The organism is Knoellia sp. 3-2P3, assembly GCF_029223115.1.
Taxonomy (GTDB): Bacteria; Actinomycetota; Actinomycetes; order Actinomycetales; family Dermatophilaceae; genus Pedococcus_A.
This window is the reverse complement of sequence record NZ_JARGZE010000003.1, coordinates 360,220-380,040: the sequence shown is the minus strand read 5'-3', so window position 1 is coordinate 380,040 and position 19,821 is coordinate 360,220. Positions and strand designations below refer to the sequence as shown.

Genomic DNA, 19,821 nt, shown 5'->3' with positions numbered 1-19,821 from the left:
GGTCACAACCCGCACCCGCCGCCGCCGGATCTGCGCGGTGGAGGGCCGGTGGCGCTCGGCTAGCCTGACGCCCGTGAGTGCCGCCCCCAGCCCCTCCGACCGCCCGTCGTCCCACAGCGTGGACCGTTCCCGGGTGGTGGCGAGTGCGGTGTGCGCGCTGCAGGGGCTGTTCCTGCTGGGGTTCTGCGTCTTCTCCCTCGTCGAGCTGGCGTCATCCGGATCCGACAGCCCCACACGCGTGGTCATGGAGGTCGTGCTCGTCGCGGTCTTCGCCGTGGGCCTCCTGGCGATCGCCCGGTTCTGGGTCGCCGGTGCGGACTGGCCGAAGACCCCCACGGTCGTGTGGAACCTGCTGCTCCTGCCGGTCGCCTGGGGGCTCGTGCAGAGCGGGCGCGGGCTCATCGCCCTCGTCGTCGCTGCCGTCGCGCTGACCGGCATCGCCTCTGCCGTCGCGGCCGGCACCTCCAACCCGGAGTCGTGACCAAGGCATGACCGCCGCAGCGGTCGTGGGCTCAGGCCGTCTGCGAAGCCCGAGCGGGCTCGGCCACCGTCGCCACCTGGACCTCGACCGTCGCTGCGGCCGTCACGAGCAGGCCCCGCCCCGGCACGCGGTCGGCCGGCGCGGGGCCCCGGCCGGGAAGCCCGAAGAGCTCGGCGTCCCCCACACCGCGCGCGCCCAGCAGGAGACCGGTCTGGCTGCGGGCGACCTCCACGGCGACGCCGCGGTACTGCGTGAGCAGCGTGCTCGTGCCGGCTGAGCACGTCACGAGCCCGGACCCCTGACGGGCGGCACGGGCGAGGTCACGCAGCACGGGCTCGACCGGGGTGTCGAGCAGCTGGTCGGCATCGTCGACGAGCACGGCGAGGTCCGGGTCCCGTCGGTGGGCCGACTCCAGGGAGGCGACGTCGTCGGGCGAGGCCCAACAGGCGACGCCACGGGTGCCGCGAAGCCCGTCGAGCGGACCGGGCCGCGTGGTGACCAGCGCGACCTGCCGCCCGGCCCGCAGCAGGGAGGTGGCCAGCGTGCGCAGCGCCGTCGACTTGCCGCTGCGGGGCGTCCCGGCCACCAGCCAGAGCCCACCGTCGCGGTGCGGGTCCAGTCCCACCGGCCGCAGGTCGTCGCCCCCGATGCCGACCGTGACCTGACCGGCGCGCAGCTCGCCCACGGGGCCGAGGCCGTCCAGGTCGACCTGTGCCGGGAGCGGCTCGACCCGCAGCGGACGCAGCGGTGGGGGCAGCTGCTCCGCCGTGCCCGCCGGCACCGTCGCCGGTGCCGGCGGCTCGGCCAGCTGCACGACCGTGCCATCGGGGGCCGCCACGGCGCGACCCGGCGGCTGCACCGTGGGCAGCGCGTCGCGTCCCAGCCCGGCGAGCACGACATCCCCCGGCTCGGCCAGTCGCAGCACCAGACGCCGCGCGAACAGGGAGGCGGTGCGCCCGCAGAGCACGGTGCGGTCTCCTGTCACGGCCGCGCGCAGGCCGACGGCGGCGCCGACCCGCAGGAGGGTGACGAGGCGGTCGCTGAGCAGGCCGTGGTCCGCGGCGTCGAGCTCGTGCACCACGAGGTCCCAGTCGTCGACCAGGAGCAGCATGGTGGCCGGAGGGGGCGGGGTCGTGTCGGAGTCGCGGGCTGCGGCCGCGCGCCAGTTCGCGAGCGACGAGTGGCCGTGCCGGCTCATCAGGTGCTGCCGCCTGTCGACCTCCGCCTCCAGCCGGCGCACCAGGCGCTCGAGCCGTGCGCGGTCGTCGCGGGAGACGACGGCCCCGGTGTGGGGCAGGCTCGTGAGGCCACGCAGGCCCCCGAGGCCGCCGTCCACGGCATACAGGTGGAGCTGCGCGGGGGTGAGCCGCCGTGCCGCCGCGCCCGCCACCAGGCGGAGGAAGCCGGTGCGGCCGCTGCCGGTGGTGCCCACCGCCGCCCAGTGGCCCGCCTCGGCGAGGTCCCACAGCAGCGGCTCCTGGCGCTGCGCGGCCGGGCGGTCCGCGAGGCCCAGCGGCACCACCCACTCGCCCAGCGCGTCGACCGCGGGGAGGTTGTCCGCGGTGAGGTGCTCGGGGAGCGGGGCCAGCCAGGGCGGCGCGACAGGAGCGATGGCCATGGCCGCGGCGGCTGTGCCCAGGCTCGTGACCAGGACCGAGAGGTCCGAGTCGTCCGGGTGGTCCCGGCCGTCGCGCCGGTCGGGACTCGCACCGGCGCGAGGGTCACCGGGGTCGGCGCCGCGCCGCTGTTGGACTGCAGGGGGTTGCGGGGGACCGGCGGCCCAGTCGATCGGCAGGACGCTGAGCGGTGCTTCCCTCAGCTGTGATGACGCGGCGCCGGCGACCCTGGCCGTCTGGAACAGCTGCGGCGGCTCACTGCCGCTGCGCGCGAAGGCGCGGCCGGGTGCTGCCTCGCTGATGCTCGCAGCGGCGGGGCTGTCGATGACGTCGTCGGAGTCGGCCCGGTCACGGACCCGCAGCGCGACGCGGAGGCTGACGTTGGCCTTGATGTCGGCGGAGACCACACCGGCGGGACGCTGCGTCGCCAGGACGAGGTGCACGCCCAGCGACCGTCCGACGGCGGCGACACGGACCAGCCCGGCGATGAAGTCGGGGAACTCCTCTGCCAGCACGCGGAACTCGTCGATGACGATGACGAGTCGCGGCACCGACGGGTGCTCCGATCCGCGTCGCCGCTCCCAGTCGTCGAGGTCACGCGCGCCCACGGCCGCGAAGAGCGCCTCGCGGCGCCGTAGCTCGGCACCGAGGGAGATGAGGGCACGCGCGGTCAGGTGGGCGTCGAGGTCGGTGACCAGGCCGGTCGTGTGGGGGAGGGCTGCGCACTCGCCGAAAGCCGCTCCGCCCTTGTAGTCGACGAGCACGAACGCGAGCCGGTCGGGGCGGTTGCCGGCGGCCAGGCCCGCGACCAGGGTGCGGAGGAACTCGGACTTGCCCGACCCGGTGGTTCCGCCGACCAGGATGTGGGGACCGTCGCGGCGGAGGTCGATGGTGTGTGTCGCGCCGGCCGCGACGCCGACGGGTGCCTGCGTGGTGGCGGGCTGGGCAGCCCACTGCCGCTGCACGGCGTGCGGGTCCCGCGCGTCGAAGGGCAGCAGGTCGAGCAGCCCGACCTCGTGCGGCAACCCGCTCTCGGTGTCCTCGGGCGTGGAGTCGCGCAGAGGTGCGAGGGCGCGGGAGAGGCGGTCGGCCCACCACGACCCGACCTGGTCCACCACGAGGGAGTGACCCTGGGGGTCGCCGTGGGTGGTGAGCCGCCACCGCGTGGCCTTCGTGCCCGCCGTCAGGGCCTCGACCACCGCCGCGCTCTCGCTCGGCAGCCGCCCCGCTTCCTCGTCGAGGGCGAGGAAGACCAGGCCCACCGGCGGTCCGTGCTCCAGCAGCCCCGCCACGCCGGGCTGCTCACGCAGCAGGCCTGCACCGGCGAGGATGACGAGGGTGCGTTCGCCGGTCCACGGCTGGCCGGGTTGGCGCTGTTGGCGGCGATGGTCCACGGCGACCCGCAGCTCCTGGACCGCCGCGGCGACGGCGGACTCACCCGTCTCGAGGCAGGCGATCCGTCGCTGCGTGTCGCGGACGCGGCTGTGGGGCAGGCGCGAGAGCCATTGCCACGCAGCGCAGTCCGCCCGCCGGGCGGCCAGGAGCCAGATGTCGACATCCCGCGGGGAGTGCAGCGCGGCCACTTGGCCGACGAGGCTGCGGCCGACGGCTGCAGTCTGTGCTGCGGGACCCGCGATCCCGAGGACACCGAGAGTGCCGAGCGGCACCGCACACGGGGAGTCCGGTGCCTCGAGGTGCTCCGGCGGCGCGTCCTGTCCTGCACTGACGAGCCGGACCTGCGCGCATGCGGTCCAGGTGCCGAGCCGCAGCTCGAGGACGTCGGGGTCAGAGCGGCGCCGTTCCCACAGCCGGGTGGACGGCGTGCTGGCCAGCGCCAGCACCTCGGCGGGGTCGGGCAGCACCCGCTGGCGGGCCCGCCGTTCCTCCGCCACGGCGACTGCGGCGCAGGCGCGCACGCGCCGTACGTCCGCCTCGTGCTCGGCGAGCTGCGCGGCATACGAACGCCTTCCGTGCACGCGGTCGGTGATCGCGGTGGCGCCCATGAGCGCCGGGGTCATCAGCGCGAACGCCAGCATGGCAGGGGAGAAGAGCAGCGCCAGGAGCACGCCGATGGGCAGCGGCACGAGCATCGCCACCCACGGAAGGCGGGGCCGGTGCGGGCGGGGCGGTGCCGCGGGGATCGTGAAGGTGGCCGGCTGCGCCTGCCGGGCCATCCTCGGACTGCGGTTGACGAGCCGGGTCCCGTCCCGTGCGGGGGTCACCGCTGCGGGTTGCCGGTGCGGGGTGCGCACCCGGAACCGGCTGGACCCCATGGCGACCGTCTCGGAGGTGCTGAGCAGCAGGCCTTGGTCGGGCACAGGTCGGCCGTCGACGCGCGTGCCGTTGGTGGAGGCGTGGTCGACCACGTGGACCCCGTCGGCGCCGACGGTGAGGAGGGCGTGGGTCCGGGAGAGGTCGGGGTCGGCCACGGTGAGGTCGGCGCCGGAGCCCCGGCCGACCCGGACCGAGCCGGAGGTGAGCGTGAACTCCCGTCCGGCGTCGGGGCCGGAGACCACGGCCAGGGTGAGGGGGCTGGCGTGCCCGGGCCGACTGCCGTGTCCGCCACCCGGGCCGGGTGCCTGCTGGTCCCCGCCGCCGGGGAGCACCGTCAGCACGGCGCCGTCGAGCAGGGCGCCCTGACCCACCGCATCCGTGTCGCGCACCGGCGTCCCGGCGGCCCGCAGCCGCCACTGTCCTTCGGCGAGGTGCGGGCCGACGTGGCCCTGCAGCGCGCGACGGAGGTCTGCGACGGTGGCCCCCGCGGGTGCGTCCACGAGGACCTCGAGTGGGCCCCGCCCCCCGTCGGCCCACACCACCGTCATCTGAAGGTGCATGGGAGCGACGCTAGGAGGGGCGGTAACCGGCCGATCGAGGTTGTCCACCGCCTGTGGAGGACGGGACGGGCGCTCCGCGAGGAGCCGTAGGATGCAGGCCGCTCGGCGCCGGCGTCAGCGCGGACGGGTCAGAGCCGGCCTCCGGCGAGCAGGATGCGGGCTCCCTTCTGCCAGGTGGGGTCGGCGCAGCTGGTGTAGTGCAGCCAGGACGCCCCGAGGAGCCGTGCCATGCAGTCGGCCGCCCGCTCGAGGCCGGTGACGCGGTCGCCCCCGAACCAGTTGGCCATGTCGCGGCTGTACTCCGTGTAGGGCCCGTACCCGGTCCCGTAGTTGGCGATGACCACGGCGTGCCCGTACTCGTGGGCGGCGACCGAGTACAGCCGGTCGGCGGGCACGTTGGGCGAGATGAAGATCCGCGCCGCGCCGGGCCGGTTGGCGTCCGTGATGCCGTAGTGGCCGTACTGAGACGACACCTGCCAGATGGCGATGCCGTCGCGGTAGCCGGGGATGGACGCGATGGCGCGGTTGAGGGCCGGCCAGGAGGTGCGAGCCGGTGCCGCGGAGGCTGCGGGCTCGGCCTTTGCGCGGGCCGCGGAGCGGGCGGCCCGCGCCTTGGCCGCCTGGGCGCGTGCCTCGGCCTGTTTGCGTGCTGCTCGCGCCGCTCCGACCCGTGCCCGCTGAGCCTGTGCCACCGCCGCCGACCTGGCCTCGGCGCGGACCGCCTCGTCCCTGGCCTCCCTGACCTGGCCGGTCTCCCGGTACTGGGCCGCCAGTTCGGCGGCGAGCCGGGCATCGCCCTCCGGTGGCCTCGCAGGACCAGCGGGGGCCGCCGGCCCCGCGCAGGCGGAGGCGGCGGCGACGAGTGCTGCGGCGGCAGCGACGAGCGAGCGGGTGAAGGGTGAGGCGGGCATGTGTACTTCCGGTGCGGGGATCTGACCGCCCAGCTGGCGCCCCCGAGGGAGGGCAGGCGGCATGGGCCGCCGGAGGTGCGGGCACGCACCCGGCGGGGGCAGGGGAGGGACCGGTGCCCGGGGACCGGGGGCACCTCGTCCTCGCCACGGCTGTTGCCACCGCGAGAGGCGGGGCGGTCAGCTGGACCCGGGGACCTTACCCGCTGCCCGGCGTCAGGTCGAAACCGCGACCGCGCTGTGGACAAAGGGCACGCACCGGGGCATTACCCCTACGAAGCGGGTCGACCTCTCCTCGCCCTTCGTCGACGCCGTGCTCCCGGACGGGTCGCGGCTGCACGTGGTGACCAGGCATCGCGTCGCGCCGGCACGAAGCCCCCCCAGGCCCCGCCATCGGCCAAGCGGCTGAGTACTTGCTCCATCCGAAGGCGGATGCTGGCATCTGCTCTCATGGCCGATCCTGCAGAGACGTGGCCTTCGGGCCGCGCCTCAGCGCGTCAGGTGCCGGCCGAAGGGGAATGCCATGTCCCAGTTCCTGCGTCACCTGTTCACGGGGTGTGCCGTCGCGCTCGTCGCGCTCGCCCCGGCGCTGTCCGACACGGCGACCGCTGCGCCTACACCCGCACCGGGGGCGGGCGCCCCCAGTCCCCACGCCACTGGTTCCGGCTCAGGCCCCCGCGCCGCCGGCAAGGGCGACCGGGACGGCAACAAGCTCGCCGACGACCTCGAGGCTGCGCTCGCGGCCCGGAGCCCGGGCGACCGGGTCCGGGTCATCGTGCAGGGTGCCACCCCTGCCGATGCCCGGCGCGCGGATCCGTCGCTCACCGTGGACCACAGCTACTCGCTGGTGCGGGCGTTCTCCGGGTCGGTCGCAGCGAGTCGCGTGGCGGCGCTGGCAGCCCTCTCCGGGGTCACCCGGGTGGAGCTGGACGGAGTGGCCACCGCGGCCGACGTCGCCGGCGAGGAGGGCTACGGCGTGACGGCCGCGCGGGCGGCATACAGCGGGGGAGACGGGACTCTCGACGGGGACGGGGTGGGCATCTGCGTCGTTGACACCGGCATCGACCCGAACCACGAGCAGCTCGCCGGGCGGGTGGTCGGCTGGAGGGACTGGGTGAACGGCCAGGCCGCGCCGTACGACGACCACGGGCACGGGACCCATGTCTCGAGCATCGCGGCCGGCGACGGCACGGGGTCCGCGGTGGCGGGACAGTACGGCGGCGTGGCCCGAGCGGCGTCACTGATCGGCGCCAAGGTGCTCAACTCGTCTGGGTCCGGCTCGGACGCCGACGTCGCCGCTGCCATCGAGTGGTGTGCCGGCCGCAGCGACGTGCGCGTCATCTCGATGTCGCTCGGCAGCCCGGGCGGGGACGGATCGGACATCGGCAGCCAGATGGCCAACGCCGCAGCCGCCGCGGGCAAGGTCGTCGTGGTTGCCGCAGGGAACAGCGGGGACGCCCCCGGCACGATCACTGCACCAGGCGTCGCCACCAACGTCATCACCGTCGGTGCCGCGTCGGACGAGACCACCGTGGCGGGAGGGCTCGACACCGACGTCGGGCTGTACCTCGCCGGGTTCTCCGGGCGGGGTCCCACGGCCAACCCCGCCGCGCGGCTCAAGCCGGACGTCGTGGCACCAGGCCTGAGTGTCGTCGCCGCGAAGGCCAACGCCCCCACCTCGTACGCCGCGTACTCCGGCACCTCGATGGCGACGCCCTTCGTCGCAGGCGCGGTGGCGTTGGGCCTGGAGGCTGCGCCGGGAAGCAGCCCGGCCGCCATCAAGTCCGCGCTGCAGACCACGGCGCGCGACGCCGGCGCAGCGGGCGCGGACAACGAGTGGGGCCATGGGCTGGTGGACACCCGTGCTTTCCTCGCGGCCCTCGGGGGCGCGGCGGCGGGCGCGTCAGCCTGGCCGGGCCACCAGCTCGTCGAGGGCTCGGTCGGCTCGGGCGCCACGCGCGACGTCGCGATCGAGGTCCGCACGGCCGGGCGTCCGCTGGCCGTGACGCTGCAGACGACCAACGGCGCCGCCACGTGCGCCCTGCCGGTCGGCGATGCCTGCTGGGCTGGGTACGAGTGGGCGCCTGACCTCGACGCCTACCTCGTCAACCCCACGGGGACCGTTGTGGCGGTCAGCCGCTGCATGCTCGAGGCGTCCAACGGCAACTGCGCTGCACCGGGGCGCTTCGAGTCGCTCGCCATCTCCAGCGCCGCCGCCGGGACGTGGACCCTGCGGGTGGAGTCCTTCTCCGGCTCCGGCACCTTCCGTGCCGACGTGTTCGGGGGCCTGGATGGATCCAGCCCCCCCGAGCCGGCCCTCGCCACGCCCTCGGCGCCGACCGGGCTGACTGGCACGGCGCTGTCCAAGAGCCTGGTGCGCCTGGCGTGGACGGACACCTCCGGCAACGAGAGTGGTTTCCGGGTCGAGCGGTGCAGGGGCGGAAGCTGCACCAACTTCGCGACGGTCGCCTCCCTCCCCGCCGGCTCCACGGCATACACGAACTCAGGGCTGAGGGGGGGCGTGACGTACCGCTACCGCGTGTTGGCGTGGAATGACGCCGGGGTGTCGGGCTACTCCAACATCGCGACGGTAATCACGCCGCGGAGGTAGCCAGGCGCACGACGGCGCCGTGCCCGAGCGCAACTACGGCAACGGGGCGCCCTGGTGCTCGCAGAGCCGGAGCGCTTGCCGGAGCTTGGCTTCACCAACCGGGCAGGTGCCGAGGCGAGGCGGCAGCTGGACGTGGTTGCCGAAGAGCGGCGGAAGCTGCCGCTGGTAAGTAGCCGGGTGCGTTTCATGTCTCCCCGTGCCAAGCGTCAGCTTGGCGGCCCGGCCCTAGCTGCCGCGACTGTCGAAGCCACTCGAGTTGGGGCAGCCCGCGTTCGTGGCCCTGGCCAAGGTGTCCGTCACCGCCCTCATCGGCCGGTAACGAATTCTTCGGCCTGTGGACAAAGGGCACGCACCGGGGCATTCCCCCTACGATGCGTGAGCCGGCCTGCTTGGCGAGGACGGCGAGGGTCGGGGTGGTGTCGTCAGGTGCGTTCGGCAAGGGGGTGCTCGTGGAGGCCGTGGGCCACGTGGAGTCGGAGGTGCGCGAGCTGATCCGTCGCACCGGTCTGGACCCGGCTCGGGACACCCGGGAGGTCGACCGCCTGGTGCGCGAGGCGGTCGCCGACTACGACGAGCGCTCGCTGCACGGTGGGCTGCCGACCCTGCCGAGTGTCGAGGGGGCCGTGAAGTCGGTGCTCGACGCGGTCGCCGGGTTCGGTCCGCTGCAGCCGTACTTCGACGACCCCACGATCGAGGAGATCTGGATCAACGAGCCGTCGCGGGTCTTCGTGGCACGGGGCGGCGTCGCCGAACTGACCAACACGATCCTGACGGACGACGACGTCCGCGACCTCGTCGAGCGCATGCTGAAGACCTCGGGCCGGCGGGTCGACCTCTCCTCGCCCTTCGTCGACGCCGTGCTCCCGGACGGGTCGCGGCTGCACGTGGTGATTCCCGACATCACGCGGGCCCACTGGCACGTCAACATCCGCAAGTTCGTCGTCAAGGCCGACCACCTCGACGACCTCGTCGCGTTGGGCACGCTGACCCGGCAGGCGGCCCGCTTCCTCGAGGCCGCGGTCGTCAGCGGGCTCAACATCCTCGTGGCCGGAGGCACGCAGGCCGGCAAGACCACGCTGCTGAACTGCCTGGGCGCCGCCATCCCTGCCCGGGAGCGGGTGGTCACCTGCGAGGAGGTCTTCGAGTTGAAGATCCCGCTGCGTGACGTGGCCGCGATGCAGTGCCGCCAGCCCAGCCTCGAGGGCACGGGGGAGGTTCCCCTGCGGCGGCTGGTGAAAGAGGCGCTGCGGATGCGCCCGTCGCGCATCGTCGTCGGCGAGGTCCGGCAGGCCGAGAGCCTCGACCTCCTGATCGCCCTGAACAGCGGCCTGCCCGGCATGTGCACCATCCACGCCAACACCGCGCGGGAGGCCGTCACGAAGATGTGCACGCTGCCCCTGCTCGCCGGCGAGAACGTCAGCAGCCGCTTCGTGGTGCCGACCGTCGCAGGCTCCATCGACCTGGTCGTCCACGCCGCGCTCGAGCACGACGGCGTGCGACGCGTCCGCGAGATCGCCGCGGTGCCCGGGCGCGTGGAGGGTGACGTCGTCGAGATCGCCGACCTCTTCGTCCAGAGCGACGGGGTGCTGCGCCGTGCTGACGGCTTCCCACCGCACCTCGACCGCTTCGAGCGCGCCGGGTACGACGTGTCGGCCCTCCTGGCCCAGGAGTAGCCGGTGCGCGGTCTCCTCCTCGGGCTTCTGCTCGGCATCGGCGTCTTCTTCATCTGGTGGTCCTGCTGGGTGCCGGATGCCGCGGCCGCACCGACGGCTCGCCGCTCGGGCCTCGCGGACCGGCTCCGGGACGACCTCGTCCAGGCGGGCTACGAGGGGATGCGTCCACGGACGCTGGTGTTCGCGTGTGTGACGGCCCTGGTCGTGGTCTTCGTCGCGGTGCTGGCGCTGACGACCGTGGTGCCCATCGCGGTGTGTTTCGCCGTGATGGCGGGCTACGCCCCGCTGGCCCTGGTCCGGATGCGCGCGCGTCGCCGGCGCGCCGTCATGCGTGACCTCTGGCCCGACGCGGTCGACAACATCGCCTCTGCGGTCCGTGCCGGTCTCGCCCTTCCCGAGGCGCTGTCCCAGCTGGGGCAGCGTGGTCCCGAGGAGCTCCGGCCGGCCTTCCGTGACTTCGCCGAGGACTACCGGACCACCGGGCGCTTCCACGACTGCCTCGACCGCCTCAAGGACCGGCTGAGCGACCCGGTCGGCGACCGTCTCGTGGAGTCGCTGCGCATAGCCCGGGAGGTCGGTGGCAGCGACCTCGGCCGGCTGCTGCGCACCCTGTCGGCCTTCCTGCGCGAGGACGCCCGCACCCGGGCGGAGCTCGAGACCCGGCAGGGGTGGACCGTCAACGCCGCCCGCCTCGCCGTGGCTGCCCCGTGGGTGGTGCTGGCCCTGATGGCGTCGCGGGGCGAGTCGGTGCAGGCCTACAGCACCGCCCTGGGCACCGTGGTTCTGGCGACGGGCGCCGCGGTGTCCATCGCCGCCTACCGGATCATGGTGCACATCGGCCGGCTGCCTGAGGACGAGCGGGTCCTGCGATGACGGGCCTGCTGGGCGTCGAGCGGCTGTCCGGGCCCGGCGCGGGCCTCGGGCTCATGCTCGGCCTGGGCCTCGCGCTGGTGTGGCTGGGCCTGCCCCTGCACCGGCGGCCGCGCCTGGAGCACCGGCTCCACCCCTACCTGCGGGATGCGCCCAAGCCCTCGCGCCTCCTCGCAGGCAACCAGGTCGATGGCGCCAGCGCGCTCGCGGTGCTGCTGCGGCCAGTGGTCCGCGACCTCGCCCAAGGCGTCGAGCGGATGCTGGGCGGGTCGGCGTCGGTGCGACGGCGCCTCCTCAGGGCAGGGCTGGCCCCGGACGTGGACCGCTTCCGGGCCGAGCAGGTCGTCTGGGGTGCGCTCGGCACGGTCGGGGGTGCCGGTCTGGGCATGGCCATCTGGCTCAACAAGGGTGGCTCGCTCGTCCCGCTGGTGATGATGACCGTGTGTGGTGCCGGCATCGGCATCGTGGCGCGCGACCAGTGGCTGTCCCGCGAGGCCAACCGGCGCGAGGCGAGGATGCTGGCCGAGTTCCCCACCGTGGCAGAGCTGCTGGCGTTGGCCGTGGGTGCCGGCGAGGGAGCCGTCGGGGCGCTCGAGCGCGTCTGTCGGCTCTCCAGGGGCGAGCTGGCCGGCGAGCTGGGCCGCTGCCTCGCCGACGCCCGCGCAGGCGCCAACCTGCCGACCGCACTGCAGGGACTGGCAGACAGGACCGGCCTGCCCAGCCTGGCGCGGTTCGTCGACGGCATGGTCGTGGCCGTCCAGCGTGGCACGCCCCTTGCGGAGGTGCTTCGCGCGCAGGCGCAGGACGTGCGCGAGGCCGGACGGCGGGCGGTGATGGAGGAGGGCGGCAAGAAGGAGATCCTCATGATGGTCCCGGTCGTCTTCATGGTCCTGCCGGTGACCGTCCTCTTCGCCGTCTTCCCCGGCTTCTCACTGCTCCGCTTCACCCTCTGACCGACAGCCCGACAGCAAACCCAGGAGAGGAACCACCCCATGGAGACGATCACCAGAGCACTGGTCCGGGTGCGGCGGGCCGCGCAGCAGGCCACCGGGCACCCTGCCTCCGGAGAACGCGGCGACGTGCCGGGCTGGGTGCTCATCACCCTCATGACCGCGGGCCTCGTCAGCGTCCTGTGGGCTGTCGCCGACGACCAGCTGCAGACCCTCTTCCAGCGGGCGATGAACTCGGTCACCGGTCCCTGAGGCCGGGCCAGCAGAGACCCCGCCGACGGATGGGAGAGGCGACGATGGCGAGCCCGAGCCCGAGCCCGAGCCCGAGTCCGAGCCCGAGTCCGAGCCCCGCGCCCGGACACGAGCGTGGCAGCGCCGTGGCGGACTTCGCCATGGTCTCCGGCCTCGTGGCCGTGCTCTTCGTGGCCGTCTTCCAGCTGGGCCTGGCACTGCACATCCGCAACACCCTGATCTCCTGCGCCGCCGAGGGGGCCCGCCTCGGCGCCCGCGCGGACGCCGACCCTGCGGACGGCGCTGACCGGGCGCGCGAGCTCATCCGGGCCTCGCTGTCCGACCGCTACACCGGCCAGGTCACGGCCCGTGTGGTCGACGTCGGCGGGGTGCAGGCGGTGGCGGTCGACGTCGCGGCCCCGCTGCCCGTCATCGGCCCGCTCGGGCCGGATGGGCGCCTGCGGGTCACGGGCCGGGCGTTCCTGGAGGGGCAGTGACACGGTCCGTACGAGGCGCGCGCCGATGCCGGCTCACGGCGCTGCCCGCGCGCCGGTGGGCGGCGGGGCGGGTCACCGCTCACCCGGGGGAGGGCGGCAGTGCCGTGGTGGAGTTCGTCTTCCTGGCCGTGCTGATGCTGATCCCGCTCATCTACCTCGTCATGACGTTGGGACGGCTGCAGGCGGGTGCGTATGCCGTGTCAGCCGCGGCGCGTGAGGCCGGGCGTGCGTACACCACCGCCACCACCCAGGCCGACGCCGAGCGGCGCGCCGAGGCGGCGGCCGCGATCGCGTTCGAGGACCAGGGCTTCGGCGACACCGGCCGGCTCTCGCTGGCGTGCGACGGGACGCCCTGCCTGCGAGCGGAGGGGCGCGTCGAGGTGACCACGGTGGTCACCGTGCCCCTGCCGCTGGTCCCGTCGTTCGCCCGGGACGTCATCCCGCTCGAGGTCCCGCTGAGCGCCTCCCACGTCGCGGTGGTCGACCGGTTCCGGGGCCGGCCATGAGCACTCCGTCGTCCCGGCCCCCTCGGGCGACCGGCGCCCGGCACTCGGCCGTGGCAGGGCTGCGCGCACGCCTCGTCCGCGTGGGCGCCTCGCGGGAGTCCGGTCAGGTCACGCTGCTCATCCTCGGGTTCACGCTCGTGGCGGCCATGCTCATAGTGGGCACGGTGGCCGTCACGTCGGTGCAGCTGAGCCGGATGCGCCTGCTCGACGCCGCCGATGGTGCGGCCCTCGACGCGGCGGACTCGCTCGACGCGAGGGCCTACGAGGGCGGGCTGGGCGATGCCGTCCCCGTCAGTGACGAGACCGTTCGCGCCACCGCCGAGGCCTACCTCGCCGAGAGACCGCTCCCGGTCGGCATGCTGGAGTGGCGGGTCGCCGAGGGCACCGGGTCGCCCGACGGCCGCAGCGCGGTGGTCCAGCTGGTCGGTGAGGCCGAGCTGCCGCTCGTGGGCGGCGTGCTGCGTGGGCTGGGCGGTTCGGTCACCCTCACCGTCGAGTCGACGGCCCGCTCCGACCTCCAGTGAGGTTCGGCGCGGAGGTGGCGAGGGCCACAGGCGACGGCCGGTGTGCCGCGGCTAGAGTTGCGAGCGGAATCTCGACCAACGGCGCTGGAGGCTCATCTCATGTCTGACCGTCCCACCTCAGTGATCGTCGCGGGTGCGCGCACGCCGATGGGCCGCCTGCTCGGCTCGCTCAAGGGCTTCTCCGGCGCCGACCTCGGCGGGTTCGCGATCAAGGGCGCCCTGGAGAAGGCCGGCGTCAGCCCCGATCAGGTCGACTACGTGATCATGGGCCAGGTGCTGCAGGCCGGCGCCGGCCAGATCCCCGCCCGCCAGGCCGCGGTCAAGGCCGGCATCCCGATGAGCGTTCCGGCGCTGACCATCAACAAGGTCTGCCTCTCCGGCATCAACGCGATCGCCATGGCCGACCAGATGATCCGCGCGGGCGAGTACGACATCGTCGTCGCCGGGGGCCAGGAGTCGATGACCAACGCCCCGCACCTGCTCGAGAAGTCCCGCGAGGGCTACAAGTACGGCGACGTCACCGTGCGCGACCACATGGCCTTCGACGGCCTGTGGGACGCCTTCACCGACCAGGCGATGGGCTCGCTGACCGAGGACGCCAACACCGGCGACGTCGCGTTCACCCGCGAGGAGCAGGACGAGTTCTCGGCCCGCAGCCACCAGCTGGCTGCCAAGGCGTGGAAGGACGGCCTGTTCGACGACGAGGTAGTCGCCGTGTCCATCCCGCAGCGCAAGGGTGACCCCCTCGAGTTCAAGACCGACGAGGGCATCCGGGCCGACACCACCGCCGACTCGCTCGGCAAGCTGCGCCCGGCCTTCGCCAAGGACGGGACCATCACCGCCGGTTCCGCCTCGCAGATCTCCGACGGTGCCGCGGCCGTCGTGGTCATGAGCAGGGCCAAGGCCGAGGCGCTGGGCCTGAGCTGGATCGCCGAGATCGGCGCCCACGGCATCGTCGCCGGCCCCGACTCGTGCCTGCAGCAGCAGCCCGCCCTGGCCATCGAGAAGGCCTGCGCCAAGGAGGGCATCAGCCCCGCCGACCTCGACCTCGTCGAGATCAACGAGGCGTTCGCGGCAGTGGGCCTGGCTTCGGCCAAGATGCTCGGCCTCGACCTCGACAAGGTCAACGTCAACGGCGGCGCCATCGCCATGGGCCACCCGATCGGCATGTCCGGCGCGCGCATCGCCCTGCACCTCGCGCTCGAGCTGAAGCGCCGTGGTGGCGGCGTCGGCGCGGCCGCGCTGTGCGGCGGCGGCGGCCAGGGCGACGCCCTCATCGTCCGCGTCCCGAAGCAGAACGGCTGACCTTGGCCGCTCGCACCGTCGACGTCCCTGCCCTGGTCGAGTCGGCCAGGGCAGGCTCGCCCCGGGCCGTCGCCCGCCTCATCTCCCTCGTCGAGGACGGCCACCCGGCCCTGCGCGAGGTGATGGCCGCGCTCGCGCCCCACAGCGGCACCGCCCACGTCATCGGCATCACCGGCTCGCCCGGGGTCGGCAAGTCCACGAGCACCAATGCCCTCGTCGGCGCCTTCCGGGCCCGCGGCAAGCGGATCGGCGTGCTGGCGGTCGACCCCAGCTCGCCGTTCTCCGGCGGCGCGCTGCTCGGCGACCGCGTGCGCATGCAGGACCACGCCCTCGACCCCGAGGTCTACATCCGCTCGATGGCCTCGCGCGGCCACCTCGGCGGTCTGTCGTGGACCACCCCGCAGGCGCTGCGCGTGCTCGACGCCGCCGGCTGCGACGTGATCCTCGTCGAGACGGTGGGCGTCGGGCAGTCCGAGGTCGAGATCGCCGGCCTCGCCGACACCACCATCGTGTTGCTCGCGCCCGGGATGGGCGACGGCATCCAGGCCGCGAAGGCGGGCATCCTCGAGATCGGGGACGTCTTCGTGGTCAACAAGGCCGACCGCGAGGGCGCCGACGCCACCGTGCGCGACATCCGCCACATGATCAGCCTCGGCGACCGCACCGAGCCCGGCCTGTGGCGCCCACCGGTCGTCAAGACGGTCGCCGCCAAGGGCGAGGGCGTGGACGAGGTCATGGAGGCCCTCGACAAGCACGTCGCCTGGATGGAGGAGACCGGCACCCTGCGTGACCGCCGGGTGCGCCGCGCGGGCGACGAGATCGAGTCGATCGCCCTCCAGCAGCTGCGCGCCAAGATGGGCGACCTCCGGCACGGCAACGGCGTCGACGAGCTCGCCGCCGATGTCGTGGACGGCAAGACCGACCCGTATGCCGCGGCGGACCAGGTCGTGGCGGCCCTCGCCTGAGCGCAGCCGGCGCTGAGGGCGCCCGCCACCTGCGGAGATGATCCGTTTGCCCGGTTCCCCGTAGGGTGGGGGGTCGACCGAACGGTCTACCCGTCGACCAAGCGGTCACAGAAAGGACTCCATGGACCCGCAGCTCATCGCCGGTCGATACGAGGTGCAGCGCGCCATCGGGCGCGGCGGCATGGGCACCGTGTGGCTCGCCCGCGACAACCGGCTCGGCCGCGACGTCGCCGTCAAGCAGATCGGGGCGTTGCCGGGGGAGTCGGCCAACGAGACCCGCCGCGCGATGCGCGAGGCCCGCTCCGCGGCCGCCCTCAACCACCCCAACGCCGTCGCCGTCTACGACGTGGTCGACCACGAGAACGCGCCCTGGCTCGTCATGGAGTACGTCGAGGGTGAGACCCTGGCCGACCTCATCGCCCGCGAGGGGGCCCTCGACCCGCGCCGGGCGGCCGACATCGGTGCGCAGCTGGCTTCCGCCCTGTCCCGCGCGCACGAGCGGGGCATCGTCCACCGGGACATCAAGCCCGGCAACGTGCTCATCGACCGGTCCGGCAGGCCGAAGATCAGCGACTTCGGGATCGCCCGCGGCCTCGGCGACGACGCGCTGACCCAGACCGGCTTCGTCACCGGCACGCCGGGCTACCTCTCGCCCGAGCTGGCCCGGGGCGAGGACCCCGACGCAGCCTCAGACGTCTGGGCGCTAGGTGCCACGCTGTATGCCGCGGTGGAGGGCCGCCCGCCCTTCGCGCCACGGTCGAACCCGATCGCCCTCCTGCAGGACATCGCCAGGGGCGAGCCGCAGCCGATGCATCAGGCCGGCGAGCTCGGCGGCGCCATCGAGGCGATGATGCACATCGACCCGGCGCAGCGCTGGGACATGTCCACCGCTGCTGCCCGCCTGGGCCAGATCGGCAGCGGAGACCTCACCATGCCCCTGGCGGGCGCCGCCGCGGCCGCGGCGACCGAGGTCATCCCCACCGCCCAGGAGCCCACCCGGGCGATGCCCGCGGCCGGTGGCGCGGCGGCATACGGACCGCCCACCCCGGACCCGACGCCGCTGCCCGCACCGGTGCCGGAGAACGGCGGGGACGACACCCGGCGCTCGCGGCGCTGGGTGCCGCTGCTGGTCGCGGCCCTGCTGCTCCTCGCCCTGGGCGGGGGCTACCTCTTCAGCCAGCTCGGTGACGAAACCGGCACCGCAGGCCCCAGGAGCACGCCGTCGACGACCGCGCCGGCCACGACCACGCAGGAACCCAGCCCCACCACGTCCGAGCCTCCCACGACGACCACCGAGCCGCCGACCACCACCACGACGACCACCGAGGACGCCGCGGTGTCGGACCGGCAGATCGAGCAGTTCGTCCGCGGCTACTTCGCCGAGGTCACCAGCAACCGCGACGCGACGTGGGAGCAGCTCACCCCGCGCATGCAGGCCAAGGCGGGCGGTCGCGACGGGTACGAGGAGTTCTGGAGCGGCATCGACTCCGTGGACGTCAAGAACGTCAAGGCCGACGCCGAGGAGCTCACCGCCAACGTCACGCTGGTCTACCAGAAGGGCGACGGCGACAAGAGCACCGAGAAGAAGGTGCTCACCCTCGTGCAGGACGGGGACAGGCTGCTCATCGACCGGGAGGCGAACGGCGGCGGGGACTGATCCCCTGACCGCGGCCTGCGGCCTGCGGCCTTGACCGCGGGCCTGGGGCAAACCTGTGGCTCGCCGGTGAGGCGCCCACTACCGTGCGCCCCATGGCCGCGGTCACCTTCGCCGACAAGCCCACCCTGACGGGGGAACGGGCCGTCCTGCGTCCGTTCCTGGACGCCGACCTCCCGGCGCTGGCCGAGGCCATCGCCGACCCCGAGGTCGGGCGCCTGACCGGCAGCGTCAACAGCAGCACCGCGGTGCCCGACCCAGCCTTCGGCGAGGAGCGGCTGCGTGAGTGGTACTCCACGCGGGGCGAACAGGACGACCGGCTCGACCTCGCGATCGTCGACGCCGCCACGGGTGAGTGCGTCGGCGAGGCCGTGCTCAACGAGTGGGAGCCGGAGAACGCCTCCTGCAACTTCCGCATCCTCATCGGCCCGCGCGGCCGCGACCGGGGCCTCGGCACGGAGGCCACGCGCCTGCTCCTCGCCCACGCCTTCGAGGCGGTCGGGCTGCACCGGGTCAGCCTCGAGGTCTACGCCTTCAACCCACGGGCCCAGCGGGCCTACGAGAAGGTGGGTTTCGTCCGGGAGGGAGTGCGCCGAGACGCGTTGCGCTTCGACGGCGAGTGGGTCGACTCCGTGCTGATGTCGGTGCTGGCGCCGGAGTGGGAGCAGCACCGGGGCAGGCCGCAGCTGCCTACCTGAGGTGAGCGCGGAAAACCGTTGGCGGACAGCGCAAGCGGCTCCCTACCGTGGGAGCCATGCAGATCCGCCCGGTCGAGCTCGACGACGATGCCGAGTTCAGGCGCTTCCACGAGGTCATGGACGGCGCCGAGCGTTTCGAGCGGCCGCTCGCCGGCATGTGGTCGCTGGAGGAGGCCCGCATCCTGTTCACCGAGGGTGACCCGGCCGAGCACGTCTGGGGCTTCGTGGCCGTCGACGGCGGCGAGATCGTCGGTGCCGGCATGGCGTCGCTGCCCAAGCACGACAACCGGCACCTGGCCTGGGTCATGCCCTGGGTCGAGCCGCAGCGACGCCGCCGGGGCATCGGGTCGGTGGTGCTCGAGCACCTGCTCGAGCGGTGTCGGGCGGAGGGGCGCACCCACCACATCATCGAGACGTCCTACCCGTTCGAGCGCCGCGACGACCACCCCTACCGGCAGTTCGCCGAGAAGCACGGCTTCACGCTCGCCAACACCGAGATCCGCCGGCACCTGCCGCTTCCCGTCGACGAGGCCGAGCTCGACCGGCTCATCGCCGACTCGGCGGCGCACCACGAGGGCTACCGCATCGTGTCCTTCGACGGCCCGATCCCCGACGACCTCGTCGACTCGCTGTGCCGCACGAAGTCGCAGCTCGGCGTCGATGCCCCCACCGGCACCCTCGACTTCGAGGAGGAGCGGATCGACCGCGACGTGCTGCGCGAGCGCGAGGCTCAGCTGTGCCGGCAGGGCCGCACGATGATCTCGACGCTCGCCGTGGCGTCGGACGGCGAGGTGGTGGCCTACAACGACCTGGTGATCCCGCGCGACGACCCGCCGAACGTCTACCAGTGGGGCACCCTGGTGCGGCGCGACCACCGGGGGCACCGGCTCGGCATGGCGGTCAAGGCTCGCGGGCTAAAGGAGCTGCAGGCGCGCCTCGGCGAGGAGCTGGGCACCACCCGCACCCGCGTCTCGACGTGCAACGCCGAACAGAACGCGCACATGGTGGGCATCAACGAGCGCCTCGGCTTCCGGCCGGTGGAGGTGTCGCCGTGCTTCCTGCGTGTCGACGCCTCCTGACCTCCGGTATGCCGCGCGGCCGCCGCGGCGCGCGCGCCACGTGGCGCACGTGACCGGCGCACGCGACCGGCGCGCACGGCATACGGTGTGGGCATGCTCGTCGCCTTCTCCGTCGCCCCGTCCGTCGCCGCCGACTCCACCGGCTCGGTCAGCGAGGCTGTCGCCGCCGCCGTGAAGGTGGTTCGCGAGTCCGGCCTGCCCAACCGCACCGACTCGATGTTCACCACGATCGAGGGGGAGTGGGACGAGTGCCTGGCCGTCGTGAAGGCGGCCGTCGACGCCGTCGCCGCCCACGGCCCGCGCGTCAGCCTGGTGCTCAAGGCAGACATCCGTCCGGGCCACACGGGCGAGCTGACCGGCAAGGTCGAGCGGCTGGAGGCGGCGATCGAGGCGCAGGCCTGAGCGCCGCCCCGAGCCGG

The 19,821-nt window shown here is 73.9% G+C and carries 16 protein-coding genes and 1 pseudogene; 15 read left to right on the top strand and 2 right to left on the bottom strand.

Annotation, left to right across the window (positions count from 1 at the left end; translation table 11 throughout):
* Nucleotides 1-73 precede the first annotated feature (73 nt).
* Entirely contained in the window at nt 74-481 is a 408-nt protein-coding gene (locus tag P0Y31_RS11915; protein WP_275869606.1) for a hypothetical protein, read from the top strand.
* A 31-nt stretch (nt 482-512) separates the two neighbouring features.
* Here the strand turns inward: P0Y31_RS11915 and P0Y31_RS11910 are convergent, their stop codons facing one another.
* Nucleotides 513-4,931 carry an FtsK/SpoIIIE domain-containing protein gene (locus tag P0Y31_RS11910; RefSeq protein ID WP_275869604.1) on the bottom strand — a complete coding sequence of 1,473 codons (4,419 nt, stop codon included), beginning with the start codon at nt 4,929-4,931 and terminating at the stop codon, nt 513-515.
* A 128-nt stretch (nt 4,932-5,059) separates the two neighbouring features.
* Nucleotides 5,060-5,842, bottom strand: a complete 783-nt coding sequence (locus P0Y31_RS11905) for a hypothetical protein (protein WP_275869602.1) — start codon at nt 5,840-5,842, stop codon at nt 5,060-5,062.
* 520 nt (nt 5,843-6,362) lie between these two features.
* On the opposite strand from P0Y31_RS11905, the gene P0Y31_RS11900 reads away from it, so the two are divergent.
* The 14 genes and pseudogenes from P0Y31_RS11900 (at nt 6,363) to P0Y31_RS11835 (ending at nt 19,804) form a co-directional block, all read left to right on the top strand.
* Complete coding sequence (locus P0Y31_RS11900; RefSeq protein ID WP_275869601.1) at nt 6,363-8,450, top strand: S8 family serine peptidase; 2,088 nt, start codon at nt 6,363-6,365, stop codon at nt 8,448-8,450.
* A gap of 449 nt (nt 8,451-8,899) precedes the next feature.
* Nucleotides 8,900-10,123: an ATPase, T2SS/T4P/T4SS family gene (locus tag P0Y31_RS11895; protein WP_275869855.1), complete on the top strand. Its 1,224-nt coding sequence runs from the start codon at nt 8,900-8,902 to the stop codon at nt 10,121-10,123.
* 3 nt (nt 10,124-10,126) lie between these two features.
* Entirely contained in the window at nt 10,127-10,996 is an 870-nt protein-coding gene (locus P0Y31_RS11890; RefSeq protein ID WP_275869599.1) for a type II secretion system F family protein, read from the top strand.
* Nucleotides 10,993-11,946 (top strand): type II secretion system F family protein, encoded by a 954-nt coding sequence (locus P0Y31_RS11885; protein WP_275869597.1) that lies wholly within the window; start codon nt 10,993-10,995, stop codon nt 11,944-11,946. The genes P0Y31_RS11890 and P0Y31_RS11885 overlap by 4 nt, the downstream gene beginning before the upstream one ends.
* Nucleotides 11,947-11,985: 39 nt before the next feature.
* The gene (locus P0Y31_RS11880) at nt 11,986-12,195 is read left to right on the top strand and encodes a hypothetical protein (RefSeq protein WP_275869595.1); all 210 of its coding nucleotides are present in this window, start codon (nt 11,986-11,988) and stop codon (nt 12,193-12,195) included.
* A gap of 125 nt (nt 12,196-12,320) precedes the next feature.
* A complete protein-coding gene (locus tag P0Y31_RS11875; RefSeq protein WP_275869593.1) occupies nt 12,321-12,671 on the top strand; it encodes a TadE family protein in 351 nt (116 codons plus the stop codon).
* Nucleotides 12,668-13,177 carry a TadE/TadG family type IV pilus assembly protein gene (locus P0Y31_RS11870; RefSeq protein WP_275869591.1) on the top strand — a complete coding sequence of 170 codons (510 nt, stop codon included), beginning with the start codon at nt 12,668-12,670 and terminating at the stop codon, nt 13,175-13,177. The genes P0Y31_RS11875 and P0Y31_RS11870 overlap by 4 nt, the downstream gene beginning before the upstream one ends.
* Nucleotides 13,174-13,701, top strand: a complete 528-nt coding sequence (locus P0Y31_RS11865; RefSeq protein WP_275869589.1) for a pilus assembly protein TadG-related protein — start codon at nt 13,174-13,176, stop codon at nt 13,699-13,701. Before P0Y31_RS11870 ends, P0Y31_RS11865 begins: the two co-directional genes overlap by 4 nt.
* A gap of 99 nt (nt 13,702-13,800) precedes the next feature.
* The gene (locus tag P0Y31_RS11860; RefSeq protein WP_275869587.1) at nt 13,801-15,006 is read left to right on the top strand and encodes an acetyl-CoA C-acetyltransferase; all 1,206 of its coding nucleotides are present in this window, start codon (nt 13,801-13,803) and stop codon (nt 15,004-15,006) included.
* A 2-nt stretch (nt 15,007-15,008) separates the two neighbouring features.
* The gene (meaB, locus tag P0Y31_RS11855) at nt 15,009-15,971 is read left to right on the top strand and encodes a methylmalonyl Co-A mutase-associated GTPase MeaB (protein ID WP_275869585.1); all 963 of its coding nucleotides are present in this window, start codon (nt 15,009-15,011) and stop codon (nt 15,969-15,971) included.
* A gap of 121 nt (nt 15,972-16,092) precedes the next feature.
* Entirely contained in the window at nt 16,093-17,628 is a 1,536-nt protein-coding gene (locus P0Y31_RS11850) for a serine/threonine-protein kinase (RefSeq protein WP_275869583.1), read from the top strand.
* A 92-nt stretch (nt 17,629-17,720) separates the two neighbouring features.
* The gene (locus P0Y31_RS11845; protein ID WP_275869581.1) at nt 17,721-18,323 is read left to right on the top strand and encodes a GNAT family protein; all 603 of its coding nucleotides are present in this window, start codon (nt 17,721-17,723) and stop codon (nt 18,321-18,323) included.
* 20 nt (nt 18,324-18,343) lie between these two features.
* Nucleotides 18,344-19,402: pseudogene (locus tag P0Y31_RS11840) on the top strand (GNAT family N-acetyltransferase); the annotation flags it as partial.
* Nucleotides 19,403-19,495: 93 nt separating this feature from the next.
* Nucleotides 19,496-19,804 carry a thiamine-binding protein gene (locus tag P0Y31_RS11835; RefSeq protein ID WP_275809512.1) on the top strand — a complete coding sequence of 103 codons (309 nt, stop codon included), beginning with the start codon at nt 19,496-19,498 and terminating at the stop codon, nt 19,802-19,804.
* Nucleotides 19,805-19,821: the final 17 nt, after the last annotated feature.

What these genes read in the sequence shown, in the direction of transcription:
- P0Y31_RS11860 (WP_275869587.1), top strand. Translation starts at nt 13,801, where the DNA reads ATGTCTGACCGTCCCACCTCAGTGATCGTCGCGGGTGCGCGCACGCCG.
- P0Y31_RS11885 (WP_275869597.1), top strand. Translation starts at nt 10,993, where the DNA reads ATGACGGGCCTGCTGGGCGTCGAGCGGCTGTCCGGGCCCGGCGCGGGC.
- P0Y31_RS11845 (WP_275869581.1), top strand. Translation starts at nt 17,721, where the DNA reads ATGGCCGCGGTCACCTTCGCCGACAAGCCCACCCTGACGGGGGAACGG.
- P0Y31_RS11835 (WP_275809512.1), top strand. Translation starts at nt 19,496, where the DNA reads ATGCTCGTCGCCTTCTCCGTCGCCCCGTCCGTCGCCGCCGACTCCACC.
- P0Y31_RS11905 (WP_275869602.1), bottom strand. Translation starts at nt 5,842, where the DNA reads ATGCCCGCCTCACCCTTCACCCGCTCGCTCGTCGCTGCCGCCGCAGCA.
- P0Y31_RS11865 (WP_275869589.1), top strand. Translation starts at nt 13,174, where the DNA reads ATGAGCACTCCGTCGTCCCGGCCCCCTCGGGCGACCGGCGCCCGGCAC.
- P0Y31_RS11900 (WP_275869601.1), top strand. Translation starts at nt 6,363, where the DNA reads ATGTCCCAGTTCCTGCGTCACCTGTTCACGGGGTGTGCCGTCGCGCTC.
- P0Y31_RS11910 (WP_275869604.1), bottom strand. Translation starts at nt 4,931, where the DNA reads ATGCACCTTCAGATGACGGTGGTGTGGGCCGACGGGGGGCGGGGCCCA.
- P0Y31_RS11880 (WP_275869595.1), top strand. Translation starts at nt 11,986, where the DNA reads ATGGAGACGATCACCAGAGCACTGGTCCGGGTGCGGCGGGCCGCGCAG.
- P0Y31_RS11850 (WP_275869583.1), top strand. Translation starts at nt 16,093, where the DNA reads ATGGACCCGCAGCTCATCGCCGGTCGATACGAGGTGCAGCGCGCCATC.